Annotated in this window: 21 protein-coding genes and 1 other RNA gene; 2 read left to right on the top strand and 20 right to left on the bottom strand. The window is 46.7% G+C overall.

Annotation, left to right across the window (positions count from 1 at the left end; all coding sequences use genetic code 11):
• Positions 1 to 18: 18 nt before the first annotated feature.
• The 9 genes from surE to dnaX all read right to left on the bottom strand — a co-directional run bounded on the left by surE (position 19) and on the right by dnaX (position 11,514).
• Positions 19 to 813: a 5'/3'-nucleotidase SurE gene (gene surE / locus AOC19_RS05335; RefSeq protein ID WP_215374468.1), complete on the bottom strand. Its 795-nt coding sequence runs from the start codon at positions 811 to 813 to the stop codon at positions 19 to 21.
• Positions 814 to 837: 24 nt separating this feature from the next.
• Entirely contained in the window at positions 838 to 3,915 is a 3,078-nt protein-coding gene (locus AOC19_RS05340) for an efflux RND transporter permease subunit (RefSeq protein ID WP_215374471.1), read from the bottom strand.
• Positions 3,916 to 5,187 carry an efflux RND transporter periplasmic adaptor subunit gene (locus AOC19_RS05345; protein WP_251367988.1) on the bottom strand — a complete coding sequence of 424 codons (1,272 nt, stop codon included), beginning with the start codon at positions 5,185 to 5,187 and terminating at the stop codon, positions 3,916 to 3,918.
• Positions 5,188 to 5,196: 9 nt separating this feature from the next.
• A complete protein-coding gene (locus AOC19_RS05350; protein WP_251367989.1) occupies positions 5,197 to 6,801 on the bottom strand; it encodes a TolC family protein in 1,605 nt (534 codons plus the stop codon).
• Positions 6,802 to 6,906: 105 nt separating this feature from the next.
• Positions 6,907 to 8,325, bottom strand: a complete 1,419-nt coding sequence (locus AOC19_RS05355) for a carbohydrate porin (RefSeq protein ID WP_215374474.1) — start codon at positions 8,323 to 8,325, stop codon at positions 6,907 to 6,909.
• Between the two features lie 204 nt (positions 8,326 to 8,529).
• Positions 8,530 to 8,763, bottom strand: a complete 234-nt coding sequence (locus AOC19_RS05360) for a hypothetical protein (RefSeq protein ID WP_215374477.1) — start codon at positions 8,761 to 8,763, stop codon at positions 8,530 to 8,532.
• Between the two features lie 105 nt (positions 8,764 to 8,868).
• Entirely contained in the window at positions 8,869 to 9,492 is a 624-nt protein-coding gene (gene recR, locus AOC19_RS05365) for a recombination mediator RecR (RefSeq protein ID WP_215374480.1), read from the bottom strand.
• Entirely contained in the window at positions 9,492 to 9,815 is a 324-nt protein-coding gene (locus tag AOC19_RS05370) for a YbaB/EbfC family nucleoid-associated protein (RefSeq protein ID WP_215374483.1), read from the bottom strand. The genes recR and AOC19_RS05370 overlap by 1 nt, the downstream gene beginning before the upstream one ends.
• Positions 9,816 to 9,855: 40 nt before the next feature.
• Positions 9,856 to 11,514, bottom strand: coding sequence for a DNA polymerase III subunit gamma/tau (gene dnaX / locus AOC19_RS05375; protein WP_215374486.1), 1,659 nt, complete (start codon positions 11,512 to 11,514; stop codon positions 9,856 to 9,858).
• 32 nt (positions 11,515 to 11,546) lie between these two features.
• Here dnaX and ffs point away from each other — a divergent pair.
• Together ffs and AOC19_RS05385 are read left to right on the top strand one after the other, a co-directional pair.
• An RNA gene (gene ffs, locus AOC19_RS05380) (signal recognition particle sRNA small type) lies at positions 11,547 to 11,644 on the top strand.
• A gap of 315 nt (positions 11,645 to 11,959) precedes the next feature.
• Positions 11,960 to 12,616: a putative quorum-sensing-regulated virulence factor gene (locus tag AOC19_RS05385; RefSeq protein WP_215374489.1), complete on the top strand. Its 657-nt coding sequence runs from the start codon at positions 11,960 to 11,962 to the stop codon at positions 12,614 to 12,616.
• Positions 12,617 to 12,620: 4 nt separating this feature from the next.
• Here AOC19_RS05385 and AOC19_RS05390 read toward each other — a convergent pair whose 3' ends face one another.
• From AOC19_RS05390 to AOC19_RS05435, 11 genes are all read right to left on the bottom strand, one after another.
• Positions 12,621 to 13,163 (bottom strand): TIGR00645 family protein, encoded by a 543-nt coding sequence (locus tag AOC19_RS05390; protein ID WP_215374492.1) that lies wholly within the window; start codon positions 13,161 to 13,163, stop codon positions 12,621 to 12,623.
• Positions 13,164 to 13,313: 150 nt separating this feature from the next.
• Positions 13,314 to 13,445 (bottom strand): hypothetical protein, encoded by a 132-nt coding sequence (locus AOC19_RS09360; RefSeq protein WP_285896589.1) that lies wholly within the window; start codon positions 13,443 to 13,445, stop codon positions 13,314 to 13,316.
• A gap of 54 nt (positions 13,446 to 13,499) precedes the next feature.
• On the bottom strand, positions 13,500 to 14,801 hold the full coding sequence (locus AOC19_RS05395) for a Y-family DNA polymerase (protein WP_215374496.1): 1,302 nt from the start codon (positions 14,799 to 14,801) through the stop codon (positions 13,500 to 13,502).
• Positions 14,798 to 15,295 carry a LexA family protein gene (locus AOC19_RS05400; protein WP_215374499.1) on the bottom strand — a complete coding sequence of 166 codons (498 nt, stop codon included), beginning with the start codon at positions 15,293 to 15,295 and terminating at the stop codon, positions 14,798 to 14,800. The genes AOC19_RS05395 and AOC19_RS05400 overlap by 4 nt, the downstream gene beginning before the upstream one ends.
• 189 nt (positions 15,296 to 15,484) lie before the next feature.
• Positions 15,485 to 16,060, bottom strand: coding sequence for an SHOCT domain-containing protein (locus tag AOC19_RS05405; RefSeq protein WP_215374501.1), 576 nt, complete (start codon positions 16,058 to 16,060; stop codon positions 15,485 to 15,487).
• Positions 16,061 to 16,471: 411 nt separating this feature from the next.
• Complete coding sequence (locus tag AOC19_RS05410; protein ID WP_215374504.1) at positions 16,472 to 17,056, bottom strand: hypothetical protein; 585 nt, start codon at positions 17,054 to 17,056, stop codon at positions 16,472 to 16,474.
• A 10-nt stretch (positions 17,057 to 17,066) separates the two neighbouring features.
• A complete protein-coding gene (locus tag AOC19_RS05415) occupies positions 17,067 to 17,489 on the bottom strand; it encodes a hypothetical protein (RefSeq protein WP_215374507.1) in 423 nt (140 codons plus the stop codon).
• A gap of 337 nt (positions 17,490 to 17,826) precedes the next feature.
• On the bottom strand, positions 17,827 to 18,327 hold the full coding sequence (locus AOC19_RS05420) for a DUF1993 domain-containing protein (RefSeq protein WP_215374510.1): 501 nt from the start codon (positions 18,325 to 18,327) through the stop codon (positions 17,827 to 17,829).
• A 37-nt stretch (positions 18,328 to 18,364) separates the two neighbouring features.
• Entirely contained in the window at positions 18,365 to 19,210 is an 846-nt protein-coding gene (locus tag AOC19_RS05425; protein WP_215374513.1) for a tetratricopeptide repeat protein, read from the bottom strand.
• A gap of 110 nt (positions 19,211 to 19,320) precedes the next feature.
• Entirely contained in the window at positions 19,321 to 22,827 is a 3,507-nt protein-coding gene (locus AOC19_RS05430) for a UvrD-helicase domain-containing protein (RefSeq protein ID WP_251367990.1), read from the bottom strand.
• A complete protein-coding gene (locus AOC19_RS05435; protein ID WP_215374516.1) occupies positions 22,824 to 25,823 on the bottom strand; it encodes a PD-(D/E)XK nuclease family protein in 3,000 nt (999 codons plus the stop codon). Before AOC19_RS05435 ends, AOC19_RS05430 begins: the two co-directional genes overlap by 4 nt.
• Positions 25,824 to 25,901: the final 78 nt, after the last annotated feature.

Genomic DNA, 25,901 nt, shown 5'->3' on the forward strand with positions numbered 1-25,901 from the left:
TACGCTCTGCCGCAGACTTCAACCGCGATCCCAACCGTTAGCGCGCATTGCAGCTAAGCGAGCATGATGGGTTAGATCCAATTGCATTGGTGTAATTGAAATACACCCTTCATCAATTGCATGAAAATCTGTACCCTCGGAACTATCTTTGGCATGCCCTGCTGCACCGATCCAGTAAATATCATCGCCACGCGGGCTCTTCTGCACTACTACCGGCTGAGAGTGATGGCGATTACCTAAACGAGTGACGCGCCAACGATTGAGCTCAGCATAGGGGCGATTGGGAATGTTGACGTTGAGTAAAGTAGCAGGGCCTTCGCTGTGCGCCATTTTGGAAGCCAGCATTTGCGCGACGATATCGTGAGCTGCTTTCGCTGCATCGTCAATACGATTCCAACCCTTATCAATCTGCGAAAAGGCAATGCCAGGAACGCCGAACATCACACCCTCAACTGCAGCAGCAACAGTGCCTGAATACAAGGTGTCTTCACCCATGTTCTCGCCTTGATTGATGCCGGAGACTACGAGATCCGGTTTTTCATCCAAGAAACCGGTCATGGCGATATGAACACAATCCGTTGGAGTGCCGTTAATAAATAGGAAGCCATCGCGCTCTCCACCAGCTACTCGATGAATCGAGAGCGGTCTTGAAAGCGTTAATGAATTCGAGGCGCCGCTGTGGTTTTGCTCTGGGGCAATGACTGTCACTCGACCTAATGGACGAATAGCATTGACCAAGGCCAACAGACCAGGGGCAAGATAGCCATCATCATTCGAAATCAGAATGTGCGGCTGTTTTGTGTTTTCACTCATGAATACGATACCTTTTTGCTAGCCCTAGGCCTTTGCCATCTGGGTTAATGCGCGACCTCTGAACCATCCATATATTACTGGTAATACCAAGAGGGTCAAAATAGTGGTCGTCACCATACCACCCACAATCACTAGGGCTAAAGGACGTTGTGCCTCAGAGCCGATGGAGTGGGATAAAGCTGCCGGCAATAGCCCTAAGCCAGACAGTGCTGCTGTCATCAGTACGGGGCGAACTCGCAAAGCGGCACCCTCCACCATGACATCCTTCATCTCACCATGCTCGGTAGCCACCGTCTTATTAATAAAGGAAATCAGAATCACCCCATCCTGAATGGCAATACCAAATAAAGATAAGAATCCAAAGAAAGCCGAGATACTTAAAGTCTCACCTGCTAGGTGCAAGGCAATGACGCCACCAATCGCTGCAAACGGTACGTTAATCATCACAATCACTGCATCTCGGAAATTACCAAAAGCACTTACAAGCAATAAGAAGATACCCAGCAATGCCAATGGCACGATCAACATGAGTTTTTTCTGCGCCTGCTTCATTTGATTGAACTGACCATCCCAGCTAATCGAATAGTTCGGTGGCAAGGTAATATTTTTCTCGACCAAGAATTGCGCATCCTCTACCGCACTTCCTAAGTCACGGCCACGCACGCTGAACTTGATCGCAATGTAACGCTTACCGGCTTCACGATAAATAAAGAAGGGGCCATCGCTTAATTGAACCGTAGCCACCATGGACAAAGGAATAGCTGCGCCGTTCGGTGAATCTACTAATAGACGACCAATATCGGCCACATCATTGCGACTTCCTTCATTGAGTCGAATCGCAACACCAAAAGTCTTCTCATCCTCTAGGAGATTAGTGACAGCGGCACCACCAATAGCATTGCTAACCAGAATCTGAATATCGTTCACATTAATGCCATAACGAGCAGCACGCTCACGATCAATCTGAATATTTAAAGTTGGTTGACCCAATTCTTTGAGGATGCCCTCGTCTGCGACGCCGCGTACTTTTTTGAGCTGATCCATTACCTCATGGGCTTTTTGATCTAAAACCTCTAAGTCAGTACCGTAAATCTTGACGGAGTTTTCTCCCTTTACCCCAGAGAGTGCTTCATTCACGTTATCTTGAATATATTGTGAGAAGCTGTAAGTCACACCAGGCATCTTATTGAGCTCTTGCTCTAGACGTGCAATCAACTCTTTCTTTCCGGCACCACTTGGCATCTTATCTGGACTCTTGAGATAGAGACCGTATTCCTGATTAAAGACACCAGTGGAATCTGTACCATCATCTGGACGACCGATTTGAGCGGCAACTTTATCAATTTCAGGTTGCTTTAGGAAAGTCTCACGCAACTGGTTGGCTACCTTGACCGAGTAATCCAAATCTACCGTATTCGGCAAAGTGACTCGCAGCCAAATATTGTTTTCTTCTAGCGTTGGTAGGAATGCTGTTCCCAGACGGGTCACACTTAATAAGGTCAGACCCAGAACAAATACGGCAACAGACACCACTGTTAATGGGCGATCCATCCACTTTCTCAAAAGTGGCTTATAGCCATTGAGAAGCTTGGTAATAAATCCCGGTGGTTTGTGGTGTAGGTTCTCGCCAAATACCAAGGAGATCATGGCGGGCAAGAAAGTTAAGCTCAGAATCATTGCGGCAATCAAAGCAAAGCCCATTGTGAATGCCATTGGCTTGAAGATAATGCCCTCTACTCCACCCATAAAGAACAATGGAGAATAGGCAACAATAATGATGCCGGTGGAATAAATCATGGCCCGCTGCACTTCACTGGTCGCCAAGATAATGCTTTGGTTGAGGCGCTTGCCACCTTGCTCCAGGTGACGCATGACATTCTCTGTCAAGATCACCGCAGAATCGACAATCACACCAAAGTCAATCGCGCCAAGAGAAATCAAATTCGCTGGCACGCTCCACAGATGCATCTGAATGAACGAGACACACAAAGCCAATGGAATGACTGCAGCCACTACTGCTGCTGCGCGCAAATTACCCAAGAAGAAAAACAGTACAGCAAGAACAAGAGAGATACCAAAGAATAAGGTGTGCTTCACAGTACCGATGGTGATATCCAAGAGAACTTGGCGGTCATAGAACGGTACTACTTCAATTCCAGGTGGGAGCACTTGCTTGTTAATGTTCTCAACCGTATTGCGGACTCGAGCCAATACTTCAGTGGCATTCTCGCCACGACGCAAGTAAACGATGCCTTCCACGGAGTCCGGGTTGTCATTGAACTGGAACATGCCCAAACGTGGCGCATTGCCAATCTCTACTCGGGCTACATCACCGATTCGGATCGGTACCCCATTATGAATAGACACCACTACCCGCTTGATGTCATCGATACTTTTTAATAGTCCAACACCACGCACCACAAACTGCTGCTCGCCACTAGGCAATAGTCCGCCACCGGTATTGCTATTGGCATTCGTTAGGGCGGCAATCAGCTCATTAACAGTGACACCTTTAGATTGCAGGCTTTCTGGGCTAACAATGACTTGGTATTGGCGAACCCTGCCACCAAATGAGGAGACATCTGCTACGCCTGGAGTTTGCTTGAGCTCTTTATAGATCTCATAGTTCTGCAATGTTTTTAATTGGGTAGATGAAGCGTAATCTGACTTCACCTCATATCGCATGATCTCGCCAGTAGCATCCGAATCGGGACTAACACTAGAAGTCACGCCAGGTGGGAAGCTCACATTAGAAAGACTGGTGATGAAACGTTGCCGCGCTTGAAATGGGTCCGTTGTGTCATTAAATTTCAGTGTCACTACCGATAAACCAAATAAGGAGACCGAACGGAAAGCCTGAAGACCTGGAATACCAGCCAAGGCATTTTCTACTGGGATCGTGACTTGCTGCTCTACCTCAGTTGTACTTCGTCCAGGCCATTGAGAAATCGCCTGAATGGTTAATGGTGCTACACCCGGGTATGGCTGTATTGGTAACTTAGAAAGACTGAACATCCCCAAACCGAGGAGCACGATTGAGCCAACGATGACTAGCCATCGCTTCTCAAGTACACCCCGAATAAAGGAAGTAAATGCGCTCACTTAGTCTTCCTGCTTGGCAAATCGATCATTGAGCAAGACAGCGCCCTGAGCCAAGATGCGAGCACCGGGCTCAACGCCTTCAGTAATCGCAAAGGTTTTGCTATTGAGCTCATAGCCTTTCACTGGAAGACGACGATAAACCTCGTCCGCTGCCTTAACGATTACGTAGCGCATCTCTCGTATCCGGACTACTGCTGTTTGTGGCACCACAATGGCATCAGCCATGCCTGTAGTCAACTTGGCTGAGGCATACATATCAGGGCGTAAGAGATCATCGCTATTTTCAATCTCAGCACGAACCAATAAGGCGCGGGTTTGTGGATCAATTGTGGGGGCGATATAGTTTGCATAAGCCACAAACTCTTTATCTGGATAAGCCTCTACGTATAAAGATAATTTTTGTCCAGGCTTAATCAAGCGCAAGTCCTGCTCAAATACATTACCTAAAAACCAGAGTTGCTTTGGATCAGCTAAGGTGGCAATCACATCACCGGAGTTCACGGCAGATCCTGGCTCTACATTCCGCTTCACCACTACCCCCTTCAATGGGGAGCGCATCACTAGATTATTTTGGGTTTTACCCGTTGTCTCAATTGCCTTGATATCACCATCACCAGCACCGAGATTACGCATGCGGTTTGCGGCAGCTTGCTGGGTAATACGCGCATCACCCAGTAAGTCACTCATGGTCTTACTGGATTCCAATACCTTGGCAGTTTTTGCGGAAAGTAAATACTCTTGCTGAGCGGATAAAAATTCTGGGCTATACAGCTCGACTATCGGGGAGCCGATATTAACCTCGGCACCATCAAATGCATAAATGCGCTCTACCCGTCCTGGTGCGCGTGCTGATAGCACTTTAGACTTCTCCGCATTAAACGCTAAGCGGCCCGGCACTTTGATATCGATAGGTACTTGTATTTTTTCTGCAGTTTGAAAAATATAAATTTCTGGATTGAGCTTGATACCGGGTAGCTTTAATTCCAGGATGCCGCTCTTCTCTACCTTGAGAGCCTTGTCTGATTCTTCAATTTTGACGTTACGGTTCACATTGGTGATACGACCAAGAACAATACCGACTGAAAGAATAGCGAATGCAACAGCAGCCAAACGAACTCGATGACGATTTTGGGGGCTGAGATTCCAATAGAGGCCAGCAATACTAGCGAGTGCTACCTGAAGTCTGTGGCCACCAAAGTGAAGGACCTTATCCAAGATAGGTCTTGCTTTATCGCCAAGCTGTTTTAGAAAAGAAAGAATTTGGTCTTTCAACACTGCTCCTTAGAATGGTTCTTTGCCAGAGGTGACTAGCAATACCGCTTGCGCTTGTAGCAGATTGCTCTCTGCTAGCGCTAATTGAACTTCGAGGCTACGCAATTGGGTTTGCGCTGTCAGTAAATCGTTAAATCCCTGACCATTATTGGAGTACTGAGTTAAGCCAACTTTATATGCAGTATCTGCTTGAGGCACTTGGCGTTCCTTTAAAAATTGCGCCTGGCTCTTCGCTTGCTCATAGGTGGCATATGCACCATTGACCGCCAAGACAATTTGTTGACGGTTGGAGATATTGCCAGCTTCAGCTGCCGCCTGATTACGCTGCGCCTGCTCTACCCCATACTTCTCTTTAGTAAAGAAATATAGTGGGATGATGAGGTCTAACTCAAGCTGGTAAAACATCGCTCCGTTATTGGCTGAGAATGGGCCGCGTGGTGTAAATGAGGACCCAACCACCTGAAAGTCTGGCAGGTAGGCTTTCTTGGCTAGATCGACACCTTTGCGTGCTGCCTCTAGTTGCAAAGCTGAACTCTTTAATGAGGGATGACTGGTTTCGGCGTAGTCTTCCAACTCCAGCAAAGTGGGTACGCTGTTCATGGCACGGCGCACATCCCCTCGCAGTACGAGTTTTTCTCTGGAGTGGCGACCTACTAAAGTATTGATGTTGTTTAAAGCAACCGATAGTTGACGCTCAACAATAAATTGATCGGCTTGCGCTGCACTTTGTGCAACCTGTGCGTTGAGGTATTCGACATAAGCAGCAGCATTGTTGGAATAACGCGCTTTAGCGACATTCTTAATCATTTCTAATCGCATTACAGATTCTTTTAGAACCTGCAACTGCTTCTGGGATGCTAATGCGCTGTAATACAAAGTGGATAACTGAGCGCCCAACTGCAAGTAGGTTGATTCGCTTTGCGCCAAGAGAGCCTCGGCATTGGTATTGGCAATATCGGATGCCAAGCTCTTCTTGCCCGGAAACTGAAACGGCTGCGCAATAGAAATCGAGTTATTACTACTGATGCCATTAGGGTACTGCGGAGACGGTGCATTGGCGCCGCCCAATCCTAATGGTGAATTCGCTGGCATACCCGACCATACCAAGCCTACTTGTGGATTAGCGGGTGCATTGATCTGGGGCACAGTGGCTTTTGCGGATAAATACGATTCACGCAATGAAGACAATTGCGGGTTATTGAGTTTGAGCTCATTCCAAAGCTGACGCAAATCCATCTCTGCAGGTCCCGATGGCGCACCCTTGGTGTAGATCTTAGGGGTATCGCTCTTGGTGACTGGCGCAAATAAAGATGCAGCGTTGGCGGGATTTGCAGATTCGTTTCGAACTACTGGCGGTGCTGATAAGGAATCCTTAGATTCATTTGTCTGCACAGTCACACTGGCTGGGATTGCTGAATTAGTGGGTGCTGTTTGTGCAGAAATCGATGCCACAAAAAACAGAGGAGCAAAGGCACAAGCCACCCACATCAAGGGGTTTGCTCTTGCAACAATCAGTTCGCTAGTTTTAATCTGGCCGTGAATCAAATCGGCTGCCTCTAAATCCGTACTAATGCTGTTTTTATAGCCTTGGCCGTAGATTTCCCTACATTTCAAGGGGTTTTAGTGATTATAGGGGGCTGGACGTAAATGTCTATGAAAACCAAATTCTTATCTTATTGATTCTAAAGACAATAATGAATTTAGCCCTGCCTGTAATACCTAAAATTCGGCATGAACCCTGAAAGACAGGATGTTTACTGGTCCGCGGGCAGAGTTATAGGCTGGATTGATGATGTGCTGGAAGTTCAAACCGGCCAAAACGTTCTTGATGACGTTGGCGTTGTAATAGATCTCGCCAATCCGCTCTGGTGAATAGGAAATCGTCTGGCTGGGGCTAGCGTAGTCACCAATGAAATACGACACGCCTCCTGCTTGCAAATAGGAACGGCGATAACTTGATAAACCATTTTGCATTGCCGAGATACCAATACTGTCCTTGGGGCGCTTCCAGCTACTGCCGTTCATACCTATACCAATCGAGATGGAATTATCTGCCTCAGTGAATGACATCGTCTCTGTATGGCCATCCGACGTGAAGGCACGGCCGTAGATACCAAGATCTTTTGTAAGAGCTTGTTCACCATGGATACCAATACCAGTTTTAATCTGCATATTGTTGCGGACATTGTTAATTGCTTGCGTACCTTGGCGAGCGCTGGGGTCTTGATCAATGTAATTAGTAGCGTCCGAGAAACGCGCCAACATCATTTTGTTGCGATAAGCCAAGACACTGACCTTACCGGGTAGATCGGCGATATTGTGTTGACGCTCCACCTCTATTTGGTCGCCATAGGTATTGAAGATTTGCCAATTGAGATCACGGCCATTGGGAGACTTAGGGGCAAGCATTCTGGAGGCGCGCAGCACCCAGTTATCGACATACCACTCACCCGCCAAGCCCCAGCTGTAGCCTCTGGCATCGGCTGCGTAGTCATAAGCAAGATAGGTCATATTGCCCCAGTTCATAAACTGGATGCGGGGATCTTTGGCGTAACGACTGTCATCAAAAATATCGAGTGTGGAGAACTGACCACCAGTGAGTACTACGCGATTACTGCTAACAGTTTGCGTAATTTGATTGGCCTCATTCTCAAGAACAACTTTGTCGCCTTCTTGATTAATCGTGTGGCGAGCAAAAGCACGGGCAGAGTAAAACTTGGCCTGAGCTCCGGTAGCCTTACTACCTTCGCCGTTGGTAAATCCACCCAATCCCACTAAACCAGAAAATGGCACACCAGAAATGACTTCAGGATTGAAATAGACATCGGTGTTCGGTGCAAGACGTGCACCAAGAAATAAAGTACCTGACCAGGTGTAGCTCATGGATTTCTGCGCATTCAAACTATTCTGACCAGAGTAGTTTGAATTGAAATTGTTGTAGCGCTGATTAACATACGTCGTTTGCCCGTGGATATTGACTGGCAATCCAAAGAGCTCCCCTTCAGTGGGAAAGCTCTCAATAGGAGATGCAAATGTAGCAATCTGATCCGAACCAGATCCTGCCTTCTGGGCGTGCGCAGTCGTGCTGCAAAAGGCAGCAAGCAAGCTCAACAGAAGAAGATAGGGTTTGTGGGTCATGCACAATTTCACAATACTTAGCATCAATGACCAATGAATGACTAGAAGAAACTAAAGGTCAGATCTACCGGGGTAACAAACAAGACAACTCGGTTAGGCACGGCGTGAGATTGAAGCTCAACAGGGGTGCAGGCCAAATTATCCTCAAAAAGGAGTAATTTACCTAGAATTTATGTCGATATAGTGACGATTGGGCATGAGAGCTTATAAGTTAAGTCTCTTAATCACCAAATCTATGGGAGTGGCTTTAACTTTTCCACTTCGCAGCTCTTTCATGGATTTATCAGCCATCTTTAGATCCTGTTGATCCTCAAGCTCTTTGCAATGCAGATCGGCCATTAATTCTTCGACGGTATTAAATTTTTGACCTTTACCAGATTCAAGTTCTGCAATTGCAGCCAAAGTTTGCAAAAGGTTTTTATTAGGCTTTGAGGGCATCTTTTAATAGGTCAGAAGAATGTCTGACAGCACTGTAGTTAAAAGATGAATGTAGCTGTTTAGCTCGCTGATATCAACGTCAAGAGCAAAAGGGTTTTTAGAAAACTACCCTACTGTTCGACGATCCATCAGCGCTCTGGCTAAGGTGCCTGCATCCACATACTCAAGCTCACCGCCTACCGGAATGCCTCTAGCGATTCTGGTGACTTTGATACCTTTGGATTTGAGTACTTCACCTATGTAGTGGGCTGTGGCCTCACCTTCACTGGTGAAATTCGTTGCTAGAACCACTTCTCTGACTGGTACTCCAGTATCTGGAGCTTCAATGCGATTGAGTAATCGATCGAAATGGATTTCATTGGGGCCCATGCCATCCAGAGGTGAGATGCGGCCCATTAATACAAAGTAATTACCTTTAAAACTCAATGTCTGCTCGACCATCACTTGGTCAGCAGGCGTTTCCACAATGCACAGTAAAGATGGATCACGACGATCATCATTACAAGTTGCGCAGATTTGGGTTTCGGAGAAGGTATTGCAACGGGCGCAGTGCCCCACTGTCTCTACAGCCTCACCCAATGATTGGGCAAGTACAGCTGCACCATTGCGATCATGCTGCAGTAGATAGAAAGCCATGCGTTGCGCTGACTTTGGTCCCACTCCAGGCAATACGCGCAATGCCTCGATCAATCGACCGAGAGCATCTTGTGGAGCTTCTTGACGTGCCATTAAAACGGCAACTTAAATCCAGGAGGCATTGGCATACCAGCAGTTGCACCAGACATCACTTGTGCATTAGCAGCCTCTACTTGTTTGAATGCTTCTGTATAGGCAGTCACCAATAAGTCTTCAAGCATTTCGCGATCATCCATTGCGCCTGGATCGATCTGCACGCGTTTCATTTCGTGTTTGCCAGAGATGGTGACTTTAACCAAACCACCAGCTGCTTGGCCAGTGACTTCTAGCGCAGCCAATTGCTCTTGCGCTACTTTCATCTTCTCTTGCATCTGCTGGGCTTGTTTCATCAAACCAGCAAGGCCACCTTTCATCATCGCTTTATTTCCTTGTATCTAATATTGTTAAATCTGACAATTAAAGAGGCTTAACAGAACCACCAACTACCTTGGCTCCAAACTCTTTTTCTAATTGCTGAATAAATGGATCTTGAGCAATCATCTGCTCTGCGTTTTGTCTTTTCTCTTGATGAATCTGCGCATCGACTTTAGCAACTGTCTTGCCTTCCACTTCACCCTTCTCGATGACTACTTTGATGGGTTTACCAAAGTGGGCAGTTAATGCATCAGCAAGACGACCTACAGAAGCCTCTAAAGCCAATTGCGGCATTGGTGTCACAACCGTAGCACGCACGCCTGCTGGTGAATCTTCCCAATCTTGTAATTCTGTCTGAAATGCTAACTGTTGCACTAAACCTTTAACCGGCAACTGACGCATCAAGGCATGCCAGTCTGGGCGATCTGAGCTGGAGGCTACTGCAGCAGGCTTAGTTGCTGGTGCTGCAACTGGAGGTGCTGATGCTGCAGGGGCAGACCTCACTGGAGCAGCAGTTTGATTTGCTGGTGCGGAAGGTCTTGGTGCCGATGTTGCCGAAGCTACTGGCGGTGTGGAGTTGCCTGCTCTGCCTGGAGTTTCATTTCCGGGACGAAAGGCCAGCATGCGCAAGAGCGTCATGGCAAAGCCAGTTTGCTCATCTGGAGCTAGTGATAAATCTGGACGACTTGTAATGCTAATTTGGTAGAAGAGTTGTGCTTCTTCTTTTGTAAGCGCGCTAGCTAAGCGGCGAATCTCTGCCGCTTCTGGCCAATCCTCTAAAACTGATTCTGGAACGATTTGTGCGGCGGCAATTTTCTGAATGAGGCTTGATAGATCTGCCAGCGCTAATGAGAAAGACATGCTGCGCTCACCCATCTCATTTGAGATCGCTAGCAATGTCGCGCCATCTTTTGCAATCAAGGCATCCAGAATGCGAATGAGATAAGCATCATCTAATGTACCAAGCATGCCGCGTACTGCTTCTTCAGAAACTTTGCCAGCGGCATATGCGATGGCTTGATCAGTCAACGATAAGGCATCACGCATCGAACCCTGTGCTGCTTTAGCTAAAACACGCAGTGCATTGGTTTCAGATTCGACTTTTTCTGCAGCGAGCACTTTTTCTAAATGCTCAACAATGAGTGGTACTGGCATTTGCTTGAGATTGAACTGCAAGCAACGGGACAGAATAGTTACTGGAATCTTTTGGGGATCAGTTGTCGCAAGTATGAACTTCACATGTTCAGGCGGCTCTTCGAGAGTCTTGAGCATGGCATTAAAGGCATGATTGGTGAGCATGTGCACCTCGTCAATCATGTAGACCTTGTAACGCGCATTACTTGGAGCGTAGGCTGCCTTCTCTAATAGAGCGGCAATATCGTCTACCCCGCGATTACTCGCAGCATCCATCTCGATATAGTCAACAAAGCGTCCGGCATCGATTTCTAGGCAAGCTGGGCATTTTCCGCAGGGTTCTGAGGTCATGCGACCTTGGCCATCTTCCCCGGTGCAATTGAGGGCTTTGGCCATAATTCGGGCAATTGTGGTCTTTCCGACCCCGCGAGTGCCTGTAAAGAGCCAAGCGTGGTGTAGTCGACCTTGGTCTAAGGCATGGGTTAATGCCTTAACCACATGGTCTTGTCCTACCAATTGGGAGAAAGTTTTAGGGCGCCACGAACGGGCTAAAGCCAATGCTGTCATGTATTACATTCTAACAAGCTAAAATGGAATTGGACGGGCCTCCCCGCATGGCGGTTTGGATAACCTGGTCAGGTCGGGAACGAAGCAGCCAAACCCAATTCTGTCAGTGCCGGGGGTCGGGCTCGTCCACCTTCCCCAAGCTAGATTTAGCCCTTTTACAGGATCTTTAAGACCCTGAAGATTCCCCAAATCATCCAAATAATCAATAAAACCAGCATGACCCTTGAATCCAAAGAGATTCGAAATAGCTTTAAATGCTTGTGAGAGCACTCGATAGAAAGTCGCATCCAAATCCCCGCTGTAGTCAGAAAGATTTAGCGTAGAGGTTTGGGGGCACAAATGAAATAGATTGGGGATGATTCAAGCGTAGGAAAAATTAATCAATTGCCTCGCTCTAAACCTTCAAGGCACAATAACCATTCAATTACCTTTAGATTAAGAAGCCATGCCCCAAGCCATTATTTTCGATGTAGAAGCAACCGATAAGAACAATGCCGTCATTATTGAGGCCGCTTCTTTGGATGTGACCTCGATTAATCCACTTGCGGTCGGCAATCCTTGGGTTCAACGTTACAACCCTGGTAAGCCCATTAGCTTAGGTGCTTTAGCTACCCACCACATCATGGATGAAGAGTTGGTGAATTGCCCTGCTAGCACTTCATTTAGGTTACCTGCTGGCACTAAATACATCATTGGTCATAGCGTGGATTTTGACTGGGAAGCTATTGGTAAGCCTGAAGTAAAGCGCATTTGCACTCTTGCTCTCGCTCGCAGCCTCTGGCCTGAGTTGGATAGCCATACTCAAAGCGCACTGCTCTATTACTTTGAAAGAGCTACTGCTCGTGAACAACTGCGCGATGCGCATAGCGCATTAGCAGATGTGTGGATCTGCTCCAAGATATTGGGTCAAATCATTGAGAAGCTGAATCCATCCTCTTTGGATGCTTTATGGGAAATGTCTGAGAAAGCCCGCATTCCGACGATCATGCCCTTTGGCAAGCACAAGGGTGAACTGATTAGCCAAGTGCCCTCTGACTACAAGCAATGGATGCTCCGCCAAGATAACGTCTCTGAATATCTGCGCAAAGCCTTACAAGGCTAATTTTTTAGTGTTGCTTATGTGCTGAGGTGACTAGCTTTTCCGTGTAAGCAATCGCTACCGCTGACAGCACAAAGGTAATGTGGATTAAGGTTTGCCACATCAAGGTTTTTTCATCATAGGATGCTGCGTTGATGAAAGTCTTGAGCAAGTGGATTGATGAAATACCAATGATGGCGGTGGCTAGCTTTACCTTCAGTACGCCCGCATTTACATGAGATAGCCATTCTGGTTGATCTGGATGGTTCTGTAACTCCAAACGAGAAACAAAGGTTTCCCATCCACCCACGATGACCATGACCAACAGGTTGGAGATCATGACTACATCGATTAATCCCAGCACCACCAACATGAGAGCAGTTTCAGTCATAGACTTATCTGCCATCATGCTAATGAGATGTACCAGCTCTAACCAGAACTGCCAAACATAAACGCCTTGAGCAACAATCAGACCAATGTAGAGTGGCGCCTGTAACCAGCGGGACATAAATATCCAGCGTGGTAGTGGACGTAATTTTTTATCTATGTAGGTTTGCTTGTCATCGATCATGCTTGGATTTTATCCACATTTATGACATTTTTATAATCTCATTACACCTATCTTATGTAGGGTAATTCCGATGACTGCTGCCTTTACTAGGGAATAAGGAATCCGTGATTTCCTTATTCCCCTTCCAGGCAGCTGCTTATTCTCTTTTTCTTACTGGTACTTACGGCTAAATACCTGGGTATTGCTACGCTCACTGCGCTTGGTATTTTTCAATACTGCGCAATAAGACAAAACTACGATTACTGCGAATGAGATGCCGTTGAAGTTGTTTAATAGTTCCATTTGATTTCTCCTTGTTTACTTTTTATTTGCTTAGTTAATTACTTAGTTAATTACTTATCGTGCTACCGGTAATTCATCCCACTGCGTGGTGTAGTTTGGTGATCTATTGCCTGATCGCATTTGCCAGTCTTGCTTCGTGCCGGATGCTGCAGTTTTGATGACGGCATTACCAAAGCGACTATTGATTGAGTCCATCGCCTTCATCAATCCGGCAGACTTACCCTTAACTTCCATGTCATCAAATAATGATTGCTGCATGGTGGGCTTGTCGGCCAAGAGATTGAGAATGACGCCTGCTTTCTTGTACTTAAAGCCGGTCTTGTAGATTTGCTTTAGCCCTTTTAATGCGGCGCTGGTGAGTGTTAAGGTGTTATCGCTTGGATCACTCAGAACCACTGTGATGCTTTGATGGTGCTGTGGCTCAAATGGCTTATGTGGATTGGTTTGCACAAAAATAGTGAGTGCGCCCGTGACTGACTTTTGGCTCCTGAGTTTCTCGGCACCTCTTGCAGCGTGCGTAGCTACAGACTCAGCCAACTCCTCCATGGAAGTCACTGGCTTACCAAAGCTTCTTGAAGAAATAATCTGTTGTTTAGCTGGCGCCACTTCTTCAAGCTGCAAGCAAGATACGCCACGCAACTCATAACAAATGCGCTCAATCACCACACCAAATTGTTGGCGCATGGCTTGTGGTGAGACTTGTACTAGATCAAAGACGCTATTGATCTTGAGTTCTTTGAGCTTCTTAGCCGTCTTGCCGCCAATACCCCACACTTCACCTACCGCTGTCTCTGCCATCCATTGATAGAGTGCTTCTTTTGACATAGAGCTGATGTCACATACACCTGCAAACTGAGGATTCTTTTTAGCTAAGTGATTAGCTAACTTAGCAAGCGTCTTGCTAGCACCGATGCCTACGCATACAGGTAAGCCTGTAGTGTCCTTAACATCTTGCTTGATGATTTGGCCCAAGCTAGTCGGGTCAGCATATTGCTTGAGTACTGTCTCAATCCGGAGAAAGCTCTCATCAATACTGTAAACCTCTAAATTGGGTGTGAACTTTCTTAAGACTTCGACTACCCTGCCGCTCATATCGCCATACAAGGTGTAGTTGGATGAATAAGCTTGGATGCCATGCTGCTTAGCCAGATCTTTCATCTGAAACCAGGGTGTACCCATCTTCACGCCCAAGGCTTTCACTTCAGCACTACGCGCCACTGCGCAACCATCGTTATTAGATAGCACTACCATTGGTACATCTTCCAACTTGGGAGCAAATACGCGCTCGCAAGAGACGTAGAAGTTGTTCACATCTACGAGCGCAAAGAGTTGATTGGTTTGGCCAGCTTGGTTCATGCGGACCTGCCGTTTCTACTGCTGGCATGGCTGTACTTGCGTACTACCCCCACGACTACACCCCAAATTTGGAGTTCGCTGTTCTCATTAAAGGTAATGGGCTCGTAATTGGGGTTCTCTGGCTGGAGTTCAGTTTTTCCACGTAATTGATAGAGTCGCTTGATGGTGTACTCGTCATCCACTACGGCAACCACGATATCTTTATGTTTTGGCTTGAGGGCTTTATCGACAACCACCTTATCGCCGTCACAAATACCCGCGCCCATCATCGAATCACCCTTGACGGTGAACATGAAGGTGGCTGGCTTGTTTTGGACTAAATAGTGGTTTAAATCGAGACCTTCCTCCGCATAATCCGCGGCTGGGCTCGGAAATCCCGCTGAAATGCGGTGGCTCAGGAGCTTGAACTCATAGGCACCATTGACTGCCAGGGCTTGTGGGGCCTGGGTCAGAGTGCTTTCTGAGGAGCTTTGTGGAAGTGCGATAAGTGCCATGGGTTCTAATATACTGTATATCTATACAGTATTTCAATACCCAGGCCTTATTTTTTCAAAAACGTGGTTTTTGACCCCTTTTTAGAGGGGGCTGGCAAAACAAGCGCTGCAATTGACCCAAAAGTAGGCGCCTCAAAAAAATCCGCTGAAAAGTACTGAGACCCAATTACAAAGGGGTATGAGTCCCCATTACATATTTTTTAAGATTTCTGCTTTCTTCTTGGCATATTCTTGATTCGTAATTAAGCCTTTTTGCAGCATCACATTTAACTCTTCCAATGTTTTTAACGCAGTCGAATTCTTTGTATTTACTTCGGAAGATACACCTGCAGTATTACTAGATTTAACAGGACTTACTTGGGGCGTTGCAGTGGATTGCTCACCATCTTGATTGGGGGTATTGGGCTGATAAGGAGCCGCAGGACAATTACGATCCACTCCCATTTGCTGCAGACGATCATATCTTGCCTTAGCTGCACGCTCTTCTATGGTTGGTGTATCACCTATATTCATAAAGAACCAAGGGATTCCAAGAGTAAATAGTCCAGCCACCCCCAGTGCAGCATTGGTTCCCGTCTGCCTATTCTTATCACCGTTCGCCTGTAGTTGGGCGGTAATCATCTGTTGCATCTCATTCGCAATAGCATCACAGCTCAAAGTACTGTCTCCAGCTTGAGCGACTGGAACGGTAATGGGAACGGTAGTAGTGCAACCTAGAGAAATTAGCGAAACTGCTGCCATACTCACTGTAATCTTTTTAATCATTCCCTACTTTCGTGATATTTAAAGCGCATGAAATTAGCAGCAACTATTGCGCAACATTATTTAACTTTTGGAATATTTAATAAATATTTGGCATTTATTATACAAATTCACCACCCTGATTCATATGCTTTTTATAGTGAATTAGCTTTAATGTGATGAGCCCAAAATTGAGAGCGGGCAAAAATCACCAGAAAGTGTCTTGAAGTGGTCAAAAGCGGACTATTGGCGCCAAAAGAAAACCACCCGGAGGTGGTTAAGGCAATCAACAAAAAGCAAACGCCAGGATGGCGGGATCATCCAAGAAGACGTTCGAGGTGTAAATACTTGCCCGATATAGCCAGGCATGCCCTACTTCGATCATCTCGATTACTCGCTCCATTAGCCGAGGTAATCCGCTTAAGATACTTAACTCTATTTTGCTGGCTTTTGTGTGGGTGAAGGCTCAGCTTGCGCCCGACGTATAAAGATTGCATTACCAATCTTGCTGAAGGCGTCTTCATATACCTTTGAATTTACTATAGGCATATCTTGATTTTCGCGCTGACCCAAAGAGCCCGACATATTCTTCCTATGAACAAAATTTAACCTTACACGGGTTCTCTTTGGACCAAGCTCTTCAACAGTAGCTGTCACCACTTTTTTTTCTTCAACACTAACCGCAGCCGTTCTTTTATCAGCATTAAAAATACCGTTAAGAATCTGGGTCATCATAGGGGTGGTTAAGTCAACCTGCGGCCCTGATTCAATATGGCGCGTAGGTGATTCTGCTGTAATAAATCCCGTATCCAAACTGGCAGAGCCAATAATGTAGCCCTGATCTTGCAAGACAGACATTACGGAGTTGAATGTAACCCTCTTATCAGCCTCAAATGTTTGGGATTGAATAGCCTGAATCTCGAGCGACGTCATTTGAAGTTTATTTTGAGGCTGATTCGCTGGCATTACACAACCAGCCAATGCACCCAGAATAGCTAAAGCGGAGATGGCAATTTTCATTTTGCGAGACTTAGAACTTGGTCTGATTGTATGCAAAATCTCTGACCCTACCCTTTTCATCGAGCTTAATAACAATGGTTAATGTCTTTTGGGTTCTGCTAGCTATTGCATTTCTATTTGAGGGGTACCACAAAAAACCTTGACCCTGAGATGTTGTTGCCATTCCTTCTGTGGATACTTTCTCGTACACCCAAACCTCTCTTCGCTTATCGTCAGTAGTAATCATATTTGGAGACCCAAGTACGCTGACTACATCCGCAGAGCTCATTCCAACCTTAATTTCTTTTTGCACCGTTCCGACTGAGAGATTGCTCGCCTCGCCTTGAGCGGCATTAATATCCTTTTGCTGATCCGCCAAAGAGGTGGGATAACAGCCAGATAAAAGCTGTAAAGCAAAGATTAAGAAGCCAACTTTAATAGCGCGTATCAACATAATAATTTCCAAATAAAGATAGTTTCATAAATCGTTAAATTGCCATTAGATAGCAGACGAGGTAGCGTAACAATAAATTAATGCCAATATGGTTAGGAATTGTATAAGCTTTTAGCGGAAGTTAATGCATCAAAACCCTAAAGGCCTGCCATACCCCCTAGAAGTCAGACCCAAGCAATTGAGACCTGCAAAAGAAAACCACCCGGAGGTGGTTAAGGCAATCAACAAAAAGCAAACGCCAGGATGGCGGGATCATCCAAGAATGCATTGGAGGTATAGATACTTGCCCGATACAGCCAGGCATGCCCTACTTCGATAATCTCGATTACTCGCTCCATTAGCCGAGGTAATCTGTTTTACCCAAATCAACACCATCATGACGCAGGATGTTGTAGGTGGTCGTGACATGGAAATAAAAGTTTGGAATGATCCAAGTCAGTACATATTGCTCACCCACAAACTCAAAGCTCCACTCTTTAATGGAGAACTTAATCTCTTTTGCTTCTGTGCCGTCAATCTGCTCTGGCTTGATGCTATCCATAAAGGCAATCGTTTTGGCAATACGCTCTTTTAATTGAGCCAGCGTACTTTCGGTATCGTCAAATTTAGGCGCCTCAACACTAGCCAAACGCGCTAAACCAAACTTCACTTGATCACAAGCAATTTGCACCTGCTTAGCCAGAGGAAACATATCCGGAAATAAGCGCGCCTCTACCAAGACCTTGCCATCGATGCCTTTTGTGGCTGCATGCTCTTCAGCCTTCGTCAAAATAGTGGTCAGGTTGACCAGCATTTTCTTTAACTGAGGAACCGAGGCTTGGTACATAGAAATTGCCATAAATACTTTCTTATATGAATGCTAGATGCGGAGTGAATTAGACATCACTCATAAAGTCGCCACCACCACTGTCATCCCAAGAGCTTGCACCACCATCATCCCAACAGCTGGCATCACGCACGCCAAAGTTGGGGTCTAAGGATGCTGGGCCGCCTACTTGGTTCATACTGGAGTTGGCATTGTGATCTCCATTGGAATGGCCACCATCGCGACCACCCATGAGGCTGCCTGCTAATGCTTGGCCAGCATACATACCAGCACCTAATGCAGCGCCAGTTGCCAGGCTACCCATCAAACCACTACCCATACCACCTGCAGCTGGGGCTCCAGGGTATCCGGGAGTACCAGGGCCACCGGGACCGCCAGGATATGCAGTAGGACCACCTGGAGTACCAGGGTAACCAGCGCTTGGTGCGTTATAGACCTGCACCGCTTCAGCCTTACGACGCTTCATCACAATCGCGACACCAATAACTAAGATGGCAATCAAACCCCAAAAGAGTGGGTTGCTAAAAATGGATGTCTGACTAGCAGCAGGAATGCCTGCACCGCTTGCTAATTGCACTTGGAGTTTCTGTACAGACTCAGGTTGTGCAAACGGCAAACCAGGCGCCAAGTTTTGCGCCTTGATGAAATGATTACGCGCTGCCTCTAACTTACCTTCTTTAAGGTAAAGCTCAGCAGCGACATAGTTTGCTTTGGCGCTATTAGGATGGTTTTGCAGCACTTCTTTCATCATGGCGTCGGCTTTAGCCAACTGCCCAGATTGCACGGCTTGATATACCTCAGGCAAAGTTGCCTCGGCAAACGCTACGTTGCTAGTGAACAGTACCGCTGCCGCAAATACGCCGGCGAATAAATTGATTACTTTACGAATTGTCATTAAGACTCCTTGTAGGATGTTTCGTGTGAATTTCATTATCCCTAGTTTGGGAGTTTTTACTATTCCTTACTTATATAGGGTCTTTTGGGAGAATTTCAAGGGCCAGATGCTTAGACCACTTCAGCAATCTCACCCTTGACCGAGATTAAATAGGCTTTGGCAGGCTTATCCGGACGTATTCTGGCCAGCTCTTGTTTGTAGTTATTGAGTTGTGCACGGTATTTATTGTGAGCTTCGCTGCCCAGCTCTGGGATTGTGAGCTTGTAATCAAGGATGGCTAAGTGATCGTCAAACTCTACTAAACGATCTAAGCGGAAGCTCTTGCCATCTAGGCTCACAACATCAATTTCATTCCAAGCCTGCACCCACTGATTTGCTGTGAGGTATGGCTGGAGCTCTTGCGTGTTGAGAACAGTAGTTGCCTGGTCTAGGGCTTTACTTGCTGATTCACCGCTAATCCCAAGCCAGCGGGCTATTTGATCTGCGCTCATGACTTCTGGTTTTGCTGCCCCAGTCTGTAGAGTGAGATGCTCTAGCAGTTGATGAAAGTGCACGCCCTCTTCCAAGATTTTGGAGTTATTCGGTTCCACGCCAGTATCTTGGAAGACCTCCAGGGTTAAGCCACTTTCGATATCTTTAAGCTGCTGCTCGTGACTTGTCTTAGCCGCATCCCAGGAAACCTCAAAGTCATCGATCATGAAATCCGTCAGATTATTTGGTTTTTGGCTTGTGGGCACTGGGGTCTTGTTTTCTAGTGGCGTCAGTTGATCTTCGAGAGTAGCTAACTGACCTAGCGTCGATCTGCCATACCAAGACTTCTCATCTAAACCTGTAGGATTTTTTGCGGTGGGTGCCTTTGCTACACCGCTAATCCACAGCCCCTGCTTTGCTCTGGTCATGGCAACGTAAAGTAGATTCCAGTTCTCGTTCTTAGCTATGAGTAGCTCCCGTTCACGCACTTCGCTACGAGGATTGGTTAAGGTAGCCGAGGTATACATTGATAAATGACTAGGACTCTCGCTATCCGGCGGCCAATCCAATAAGACACCACGATGATCTGCCTTGCCTTCAGTATGGTTCGCATCGAGCATGATCACAAATGGTGACTCCAAGCCTTTGGCCCCATGAATGGTCATCATGCGCACGCGCTTGTTTTTATCTTCTTCAGATAACTCGCTCTCTTCGTCGAGCTCAACTAGATCAGCATCCGCATTAACGTCACCCTCATCTGGGGTTTCATCATCGTCGCCGCGACGAATGATGTTGATCTCTTCAATAAAGCGACCCAGACTTGGATAACGACCACCATCTTGATTGAGTGCTAACTCCAGGAAGGCATCCAGGTTTGCCAAGACTTGCGCGCGGGCAATCTCTTGAGAAATACTGGCGTATTTAATACGTAAATCACTTTCTTGATAAATACGATCAAGCAAGTCATGTACTGGCAAGCGCTGACCCAGCATGCGCCAATGCTCTAAATACCGCGCTGCCTGCATCAACCCAGCATCTGGGCTATCTTGCAAAGCATCCCACCAAGAGCGATATTGATTGGATGCAAGAGCCTTAGCAAGGGTTTGCATTTGGCTTTCAGTAAATGCAAAGATCGGGCTTCTCAATACCTGTGCCAGCGGTAAATCATGGCGTGGCGTCACCAAGACCGTTAAGAGCGCAATCAGGTCATCAATCTCTAAGGTGTTGAGCAAACCACCGAGTCTTGAACTCTCGAACGCTAATCCTGCCTCACGGAGAGCGCGCTCAAATTGTGGAAGGTACTTACGGCGCTTCACCAATAATAAGAAATCACTCTCTCTGGCTTTACGCCAGACTTCTTTGCCGTTCACGCGATCCACTACAGGTCGCGTCTGAATTAGATGCTGTATCAATGCGCTAACTTGCTGTCCCTCAACATAGCGCTGAGTGACATCGGCAGTTTGTCTCGCATCCACAATCGCCTCTTCAAAGGCATTGCCCGCTCTTTGCTCCAACTCTTCGGCTTCGTATTTCACGAGAGGTAATAAGTAGGCTTCGCCCTCGCTTGAGTGTTGTGGGATATCAGAATTTCCTGCCGGGGCTTTCCATAAGGTGTTTTGCTGGACAAATGGATATGACTCAGGCAATTGCTCAGTACAAAAGATCTGATTTACTGCTTCGTTAATTTTTGGTGCATTACGGCGGGTAGTGTTTTGATTTAAAGATGCTGCGTTCATTTCTTTTACCAAGAAAGCCTGCGCATCATTAAATAATCTTGGGTCAGCACGACGAAATCGGTAAATGGATTGCTTGGGATCCCCTACGATAAAGACTGTGGGCTTGGATTTATCCTGGCCATAGCCTTCTAACCAAGCCCTCAGAATCTGCCACTGCAAAGGATTGGTGTCCTGGAACTCATCCACCAGAATGTGTTTGTACTTCGCATCCAGTCTCGACTGTAAGTAGGCTGCATTGGCAGAATCCGCCATTAACTGACTGACACCAATCTCCAGATCATCAAAGTCACGCACACGCATGGACTCTTTGCTCGCGCTCACGTGATCCATCATGGCAGCACTCATTGCAAACCAAGCTTCATTGAGTGCGCAGGCTTCTTGCTCCTTTTGCCAGGCGACAAATTCCAAGAAAGCGCTTGCCCATGCCTGCTTGTAAGTTACATGCTCTAGCTCACGATCTAGTTCACCTTCTTTTTTGAGGTATTTCTTGAGATCGCCTGCAGCTTTATCGTTCGACGTGCGATTGGTGTCGTCCTGAGTCAAAAATACTGACTGCAATGCTGAAGTTATCTCCATCACATCGCCACCGCTAGATTTGAGCTCAATTGCCATCTGAATGGTCGGCGCATAGGCCATTTCAGTAGTACTGCTATTACTAAAGCAGCGATGTAGAAACTCTAAATCTGCTTTGCTGTTGATGGCGTTCCAAACTCCATTAAGCGGATTGTCAATTCTCAGTCTTGCTAAATCGGTTTTGAGTTTGTCGATGGGAGTAGTGCCATGGGCCTTGCAGGCTTGCGAGAAGAAGGTCCAGGCGCCTCTTTGTTTAAAGAGACTGTAATTACTCATCAGGAACTTCTGGGTTTCACTTGCACCCAGCGCCTTTAACAAGGTGTCGTAATGCACTGCAATACCGTCTGGCAAATTACCCCACCAGTCATCCAGACACTCTTCCTGCAATCGCTTCGCATCTTCTCGCAAGCTAAAGCCTGGCTGTATACCAGTGGAGATTGGTGCTGCACCCAAGAGCCTGCCAAACCAGCCATGGAAGGTATCAATCACAATGCCTTGTGGGCTTGCCAGTACTTTGGCGTAGAGGGATTTGGCAGTAGGTAGCAATTCCTTTGCCTCATCTGCACTCAAACCACGCTCAGTTAGGTGTCCGATGAGTTGCTCATCACTGGATTGTGAAAACTCCTCTAATAGACGATAGAGACGATCACGCATCTCTTGCGCTGCTTTTCTGGTGAAAGTGAGTGCAAGGATTTCTTGGGGCTTGGCACCGGCCAAAAGGAGGCGAGCCATGCGGGTGACCAATAGCCATGTCTTACCGCTACCTGCGCAAGCAGACACGATCACCGAACGATTGGGATCGCAAGCAATATCGACTGGGAAGGTAGTGTTACTCACCACATCCCCTTTCTGCAAATACCCCGAGCTTCGCAATACTGACAAACGCTATCGGGTGCAAATGCCTTGAGAGGTTTACCTGACCAGAGTGATTGCACATCCTCAGTGATTTGCTCAGAGAATTCTTGTAGGAGTTCTGGCATCTCTTCGATGATGACTGAGCGCTCGGCTTCATCACCACTTTTTTTAACATCCGCTTTTAAAGCAACCCACTCGGCTGCATTGACTGCGCGCCCGGGTATCTTGTTGCTCTCATTAGAGGCTCTGGCATAGATTAATAACTGTGGATCGTCCAATACCACTTCAGAGCGCCACTCAACTTTAGTGAGGCTCTGATTTTTATAGTCGATTACCGATGCAGTTTTGGGATCATGCATGCTGACATCGAAACGATCTGCATACCCCTCAATCCGAATATGGCGCTCGTTACCATCCAGATCAGTAAACGGCAGATCAAAGCCGACCTTCACTTCAGCATCATAAAACTGCCAACCTTGAGCCTCACGATCTAGCTGCCACTGAATAAAACTCGGTATTTGTTTTTGCCAATCTCGTAAGACACCTAAGACTCTTGCATCGCCCTCAATTAAACGCTTAAAGACTTGTTCAGAGATGAGGGTTAACTTATCTTGCATCCAAACGCGGCGCAGTTCTGTATCGGTGATGATGGGTGAGGCAGATTTTTGCGGCTCGCTTTTCAGCGCCTGATAGAAATTACGCAAGATCTTGTGCAGAGTTTGCCCTGCTAGTGAAGCATCGAAACCTTCTTCAAAGCCTTTGAGTTTGCGTAAGCCCAGTAGGCTTCGTACATAGTATCGATAAGGACAATCACGCAATGTTTTGTAAGCACTCGGACTCATCGATACTGGCATTGGCAAATCTGAGTCTAGTTTTGCAATCGCCATTTGCGATGGGCTTGCTACACCTCTGCGAGGTGCAAATAAGGTGCTGGCATTTTGTACCTGCCAATGAGGTAAATCCATTTGGAGGCGCTGAATCCAAGCAGACGGTCTAAGTGGCTCTCCAGTCTTGCTCTTACTTTGCCAAAGGAGATCAACGCTAGAGAAAGAGATCAGTAATTGAGATAAATCTCGCGCCTGCTGAATAAACTGAGCCTCAATACTCGATCCACCTAAAAGTCTATTTAAGGTGTCCGAGAAAAACAGTGGTGGCTCTGAAAACGCAGGAAGTTGCTGTTCATCACAACCCACCATGACAACAGATTCAAATTCCCTAAAACGGGTGGAGCTGAGTGGCAGGATGCTTAGAGTAGCTGCTGCATTGATGCCCTTCTCTTCATAGGAGGATTCTTCAATGACGGTCTTTAATAAGCTTAACCACTCATTAAGGCGCATGGCAATTTGCTGATGCTCAACGTCAAAATCAAATGTTTCTAATAGTTCGAGCAATTGCTTACCAGCGGAATCTATTTCCAATCCCTGAGTCATTCCCATTTGAATCAGATCATCCATAAGATATTGATGAGCAAGAGCGCAATTGATTTTGATGCCACGCCAGCGATTCAGACGACCCCGAATGGATTGCAGCAGCTCTAGTAACAGCGGATTAGGTGCAGCGGAACTGTGCGTGACCGATGCCTCAATCGCCATATGAAAAGTTTCCCAGCCAGATTTAGCTTGGCTAGCAATCAAAATGTCTTCGAGCTGTGCCACTAATCCGCTTAAGGATTCTGCCTCACGTCTACTGTTGGGATTAAGGCAGCTTCCAATATCCAAGAATGGGTTTTGCAAAAATTCCAATAGGTCAGCTGCACTTGGGCCTTCAGGTGGTGCACGCAATAACTCGAGCCAACTATTGAGTGCTGCTGCCGCCCTCGTTGTCGATAGCTTCCAACCCGTTTCATCCTGAATTTTGAGAGATGGTCCAAGACGAGCCAATAATGCGCGCGCCCTTCTAGCAACGAGACGATCTTGCGCTACCAGGGCAATTTTTGTTTTGCCATCAATTAACTGTTGCTCAATAGTTTTGGCTGTTGCCCACGCCAACTCTTCAAAGCGCTTTGCAGCAATCAGATGCCAATGCTCTGGATGTGCATTACTGAGGTTAGCTTGAATTGCTTGTAACTTTTGGTCTTCAGGCATCTGAGGGCTTAATGCTTCAGTCCAGAGCGCAACAGATTCCCAATTCATTATTACTTCAACCGCAGGGGCGTACTGCGCATAGTCAGCTAAATATCCTTGGATGAGCTGCTTATCAATCGGAGTGGGGTCTGCTGTCTCTACCCAAATTAACGGTCTCGTATTGAAAGGCTTTGTACTTGCTTGTGAAGTTTTCTTGGCAGCCTCAAGATGGGCAGCCATAGCGAATTGCTTTCTGAATGCAGGATCACTTGGACTGGTGATGTATCTCCAAAATGTCAGAAGTACTTGCGCTTCTTGATCCACTACTTTTCTGGCAAGGGCTGGGTATGCCTGCCCAATAGTGCGATCCAATAATGGTTCAAGGATCTCGATCCAAGATTCCGTATTTTGCTTAAGTACTTCTTCTTGGTCGGCTATGAGCTTGTGCAGTTCTTGCTGAAGACTGGGTGCTATGGAGTTCGATAAGGTGTCACAGGCCGCGATGATGGCTTGTGCCAACCCCCAGGATCCTGCCTCAGTTTCGGCCTTAAACCAGGCTTGCAATTGTTGATGTTTACGCAGAGTGACATATACAGACAGCCAACGCTCTAAATCAGTTTGTTTCTTAGGAAACTTCCATGCACCCGGTGCTGCTTCTAGCCAGTCGTTAAAACTCATGACTTGAGGAAGGAAGGCAATCTGGCTTGGCAGATCTTGCGGTCGGTACTTTTCTAGGGCAGCTCTCACCCCCATCAATGGACCTGCAGTACTAAGCACCACTAAGGGGCGCTGATTGGTTTGCTTTGCACAATCCCAAATACCCTCAGCGAGCGATTGCAGAGCGCTAGCATTGGGCGCAATTGCCGAAGCATGTGGCTGCTTTTGCTCATTTAGGGTTGGAAATGGGTGCAACATGGATATGGGGTCTAGGTCTGGCCTTGGGGCTAGTTTGTGAGCGATTTTTAGAATTTAGGCAGAAAGTATGGCTTATTG

This window comes from Polynucleobacter asymbioticus (genome assembly GCF_018687575.1).
In the GTDB taxonomy this organism is placed as follows: Bacteria; Pseudomonadota; Gammaproteobacteria; order Burkholderiales; family Burkholderiaceae; genus Polynucleobacter; species Polynucleobacter asymbioticus_C.

What these genes read in the sequence shown, in the direction of transcription:
- surE (WP_215374468.1), bottom strand. Translation starts at nt 813, where the DNA reads ATGAGTGAAAACACAAAACAGCCGCACATTCTGATTTCGAATGATGAT.
- AOC19_RS05355 (WP_215374474.1), bottom strand. Translation starts at nt 8,325, where the DNA reads ATGACCCACAAACCCTATCTTCTTCTGTTGAGCTTGCTTGCTGCCTTT.
- AOC19_RS05360 (WP_215374477.1), bottom strand. Translation starts at nt 8,763, where the DNA reads ATGCCCTCAAAGCCTAATAAAAACCTTTTGCAAACTTTGGCTGCAATT.
- recR (WP_215374480.1), bottom strand. Translation starts at nt 9,492, where the DNA reads ATGGCACGTCAAGAAGCTCCACAAGATGCTCTCGGTCGATTGATCGAG.
- AOC19_RS05370 (WP_215374483.1), bottom strand. Translation starts at nt 9,815, where the DNA reads ATGATGAAAGGTGGCCTTGCTGGTTTGATGAAACAAGCCCAGCAGATG.
- dnaX (WP_215374486.1), bottom strand. Translation starts at nt 11,514, where the DNA reads ATGACAGCATTGGCTTTAGCCCGTTCGTGGCGCCCTAAAACTTTCTCC.
- AOC19_RS05385 (WP_215374489.1), top strand. Translation starts at nt 11,960, where the DNA reads ATGCCCCAAGCCATTATTTTCGATGTAGAAGCAACCGATAAGAACAAT.
- AOC19_RS05390 (WP_215374492.1), bottom strand. Translation starts at nt 13,163, where the DNA reads ATGATCGATGACAAGCAAACCTACATAGATAAAAAATTACGTCCACTA.
- AOC19_RS09360 (WP_285896589.1), bottom strand. Translation starts at nt 13,445, where the DNA reads ATGGAACTATTAAACAACTTCAACGGCATCTCATTCGCAGTAATCGTA.
- AOC19_RS05395 (WP_215374496.1), bottom strand. Translation starts at nt 14,801, where the DNA reads ATGAACCAAGCTGGCCAAACCAATCAACTCTTTGCGCTCGTAGATGTG.
- AOC19_RS05400 (WP_215374499.1), bottom strand. Translation starts at nt 15,295, where the DNA reads ATGGCACTTATCGCACTTCCACAAAGCTCCTCAGAAAGCACTCTGACC.
- AOC19_RS05405 (WP_215374501.1), bottom strand. Translation starts at nt 16,060, where the DNA reads ATGATTAAAAAGATTACAGTGAGTATGGCAGCAGTTTCGCTAATTTCT.
- AOC19_RS05410 (WP_215374504.1), bottom strand. Translation starts at nt 17,056, where the DNA reads ATGAAAATTGCCATCTCCGCTTTAGCTATTCTGGGTGCATTGGCTGGT.
- AOC19_RS05415 (WP_215374507.1), bottom strand. Translation starts at nt 17,489, where the DNA reads ATGTTGATACGCGCTATTAAAGTTGGCTTCTTAATCTTTGCTTTACAG.
- AOC19_RS05420 (WP_215374510.1), bottom strand. Translation starts at nt 18,327, where the DNA reads ATGGCAATTTCTATGTACCAAGCCTCGGTTCCTCAGTTAAAGAAAATG.
- AOC19_RS05425 (WP_215374513.1), bottom strand. Translation starts at nt 19,210, where the DNA reads ATGACAATTCGTAAAGTAATCAATTTATTCGCCGGCGTATTTGCGGCA.
- AOC19_RS05435 (WP_215374516.1), bottom strand. Translation starts at nt 25,823, where the DNA reads ATGTTGCACCCATTTCCAACCCTAAATGAGCAAAAGCAGCCACATGCT.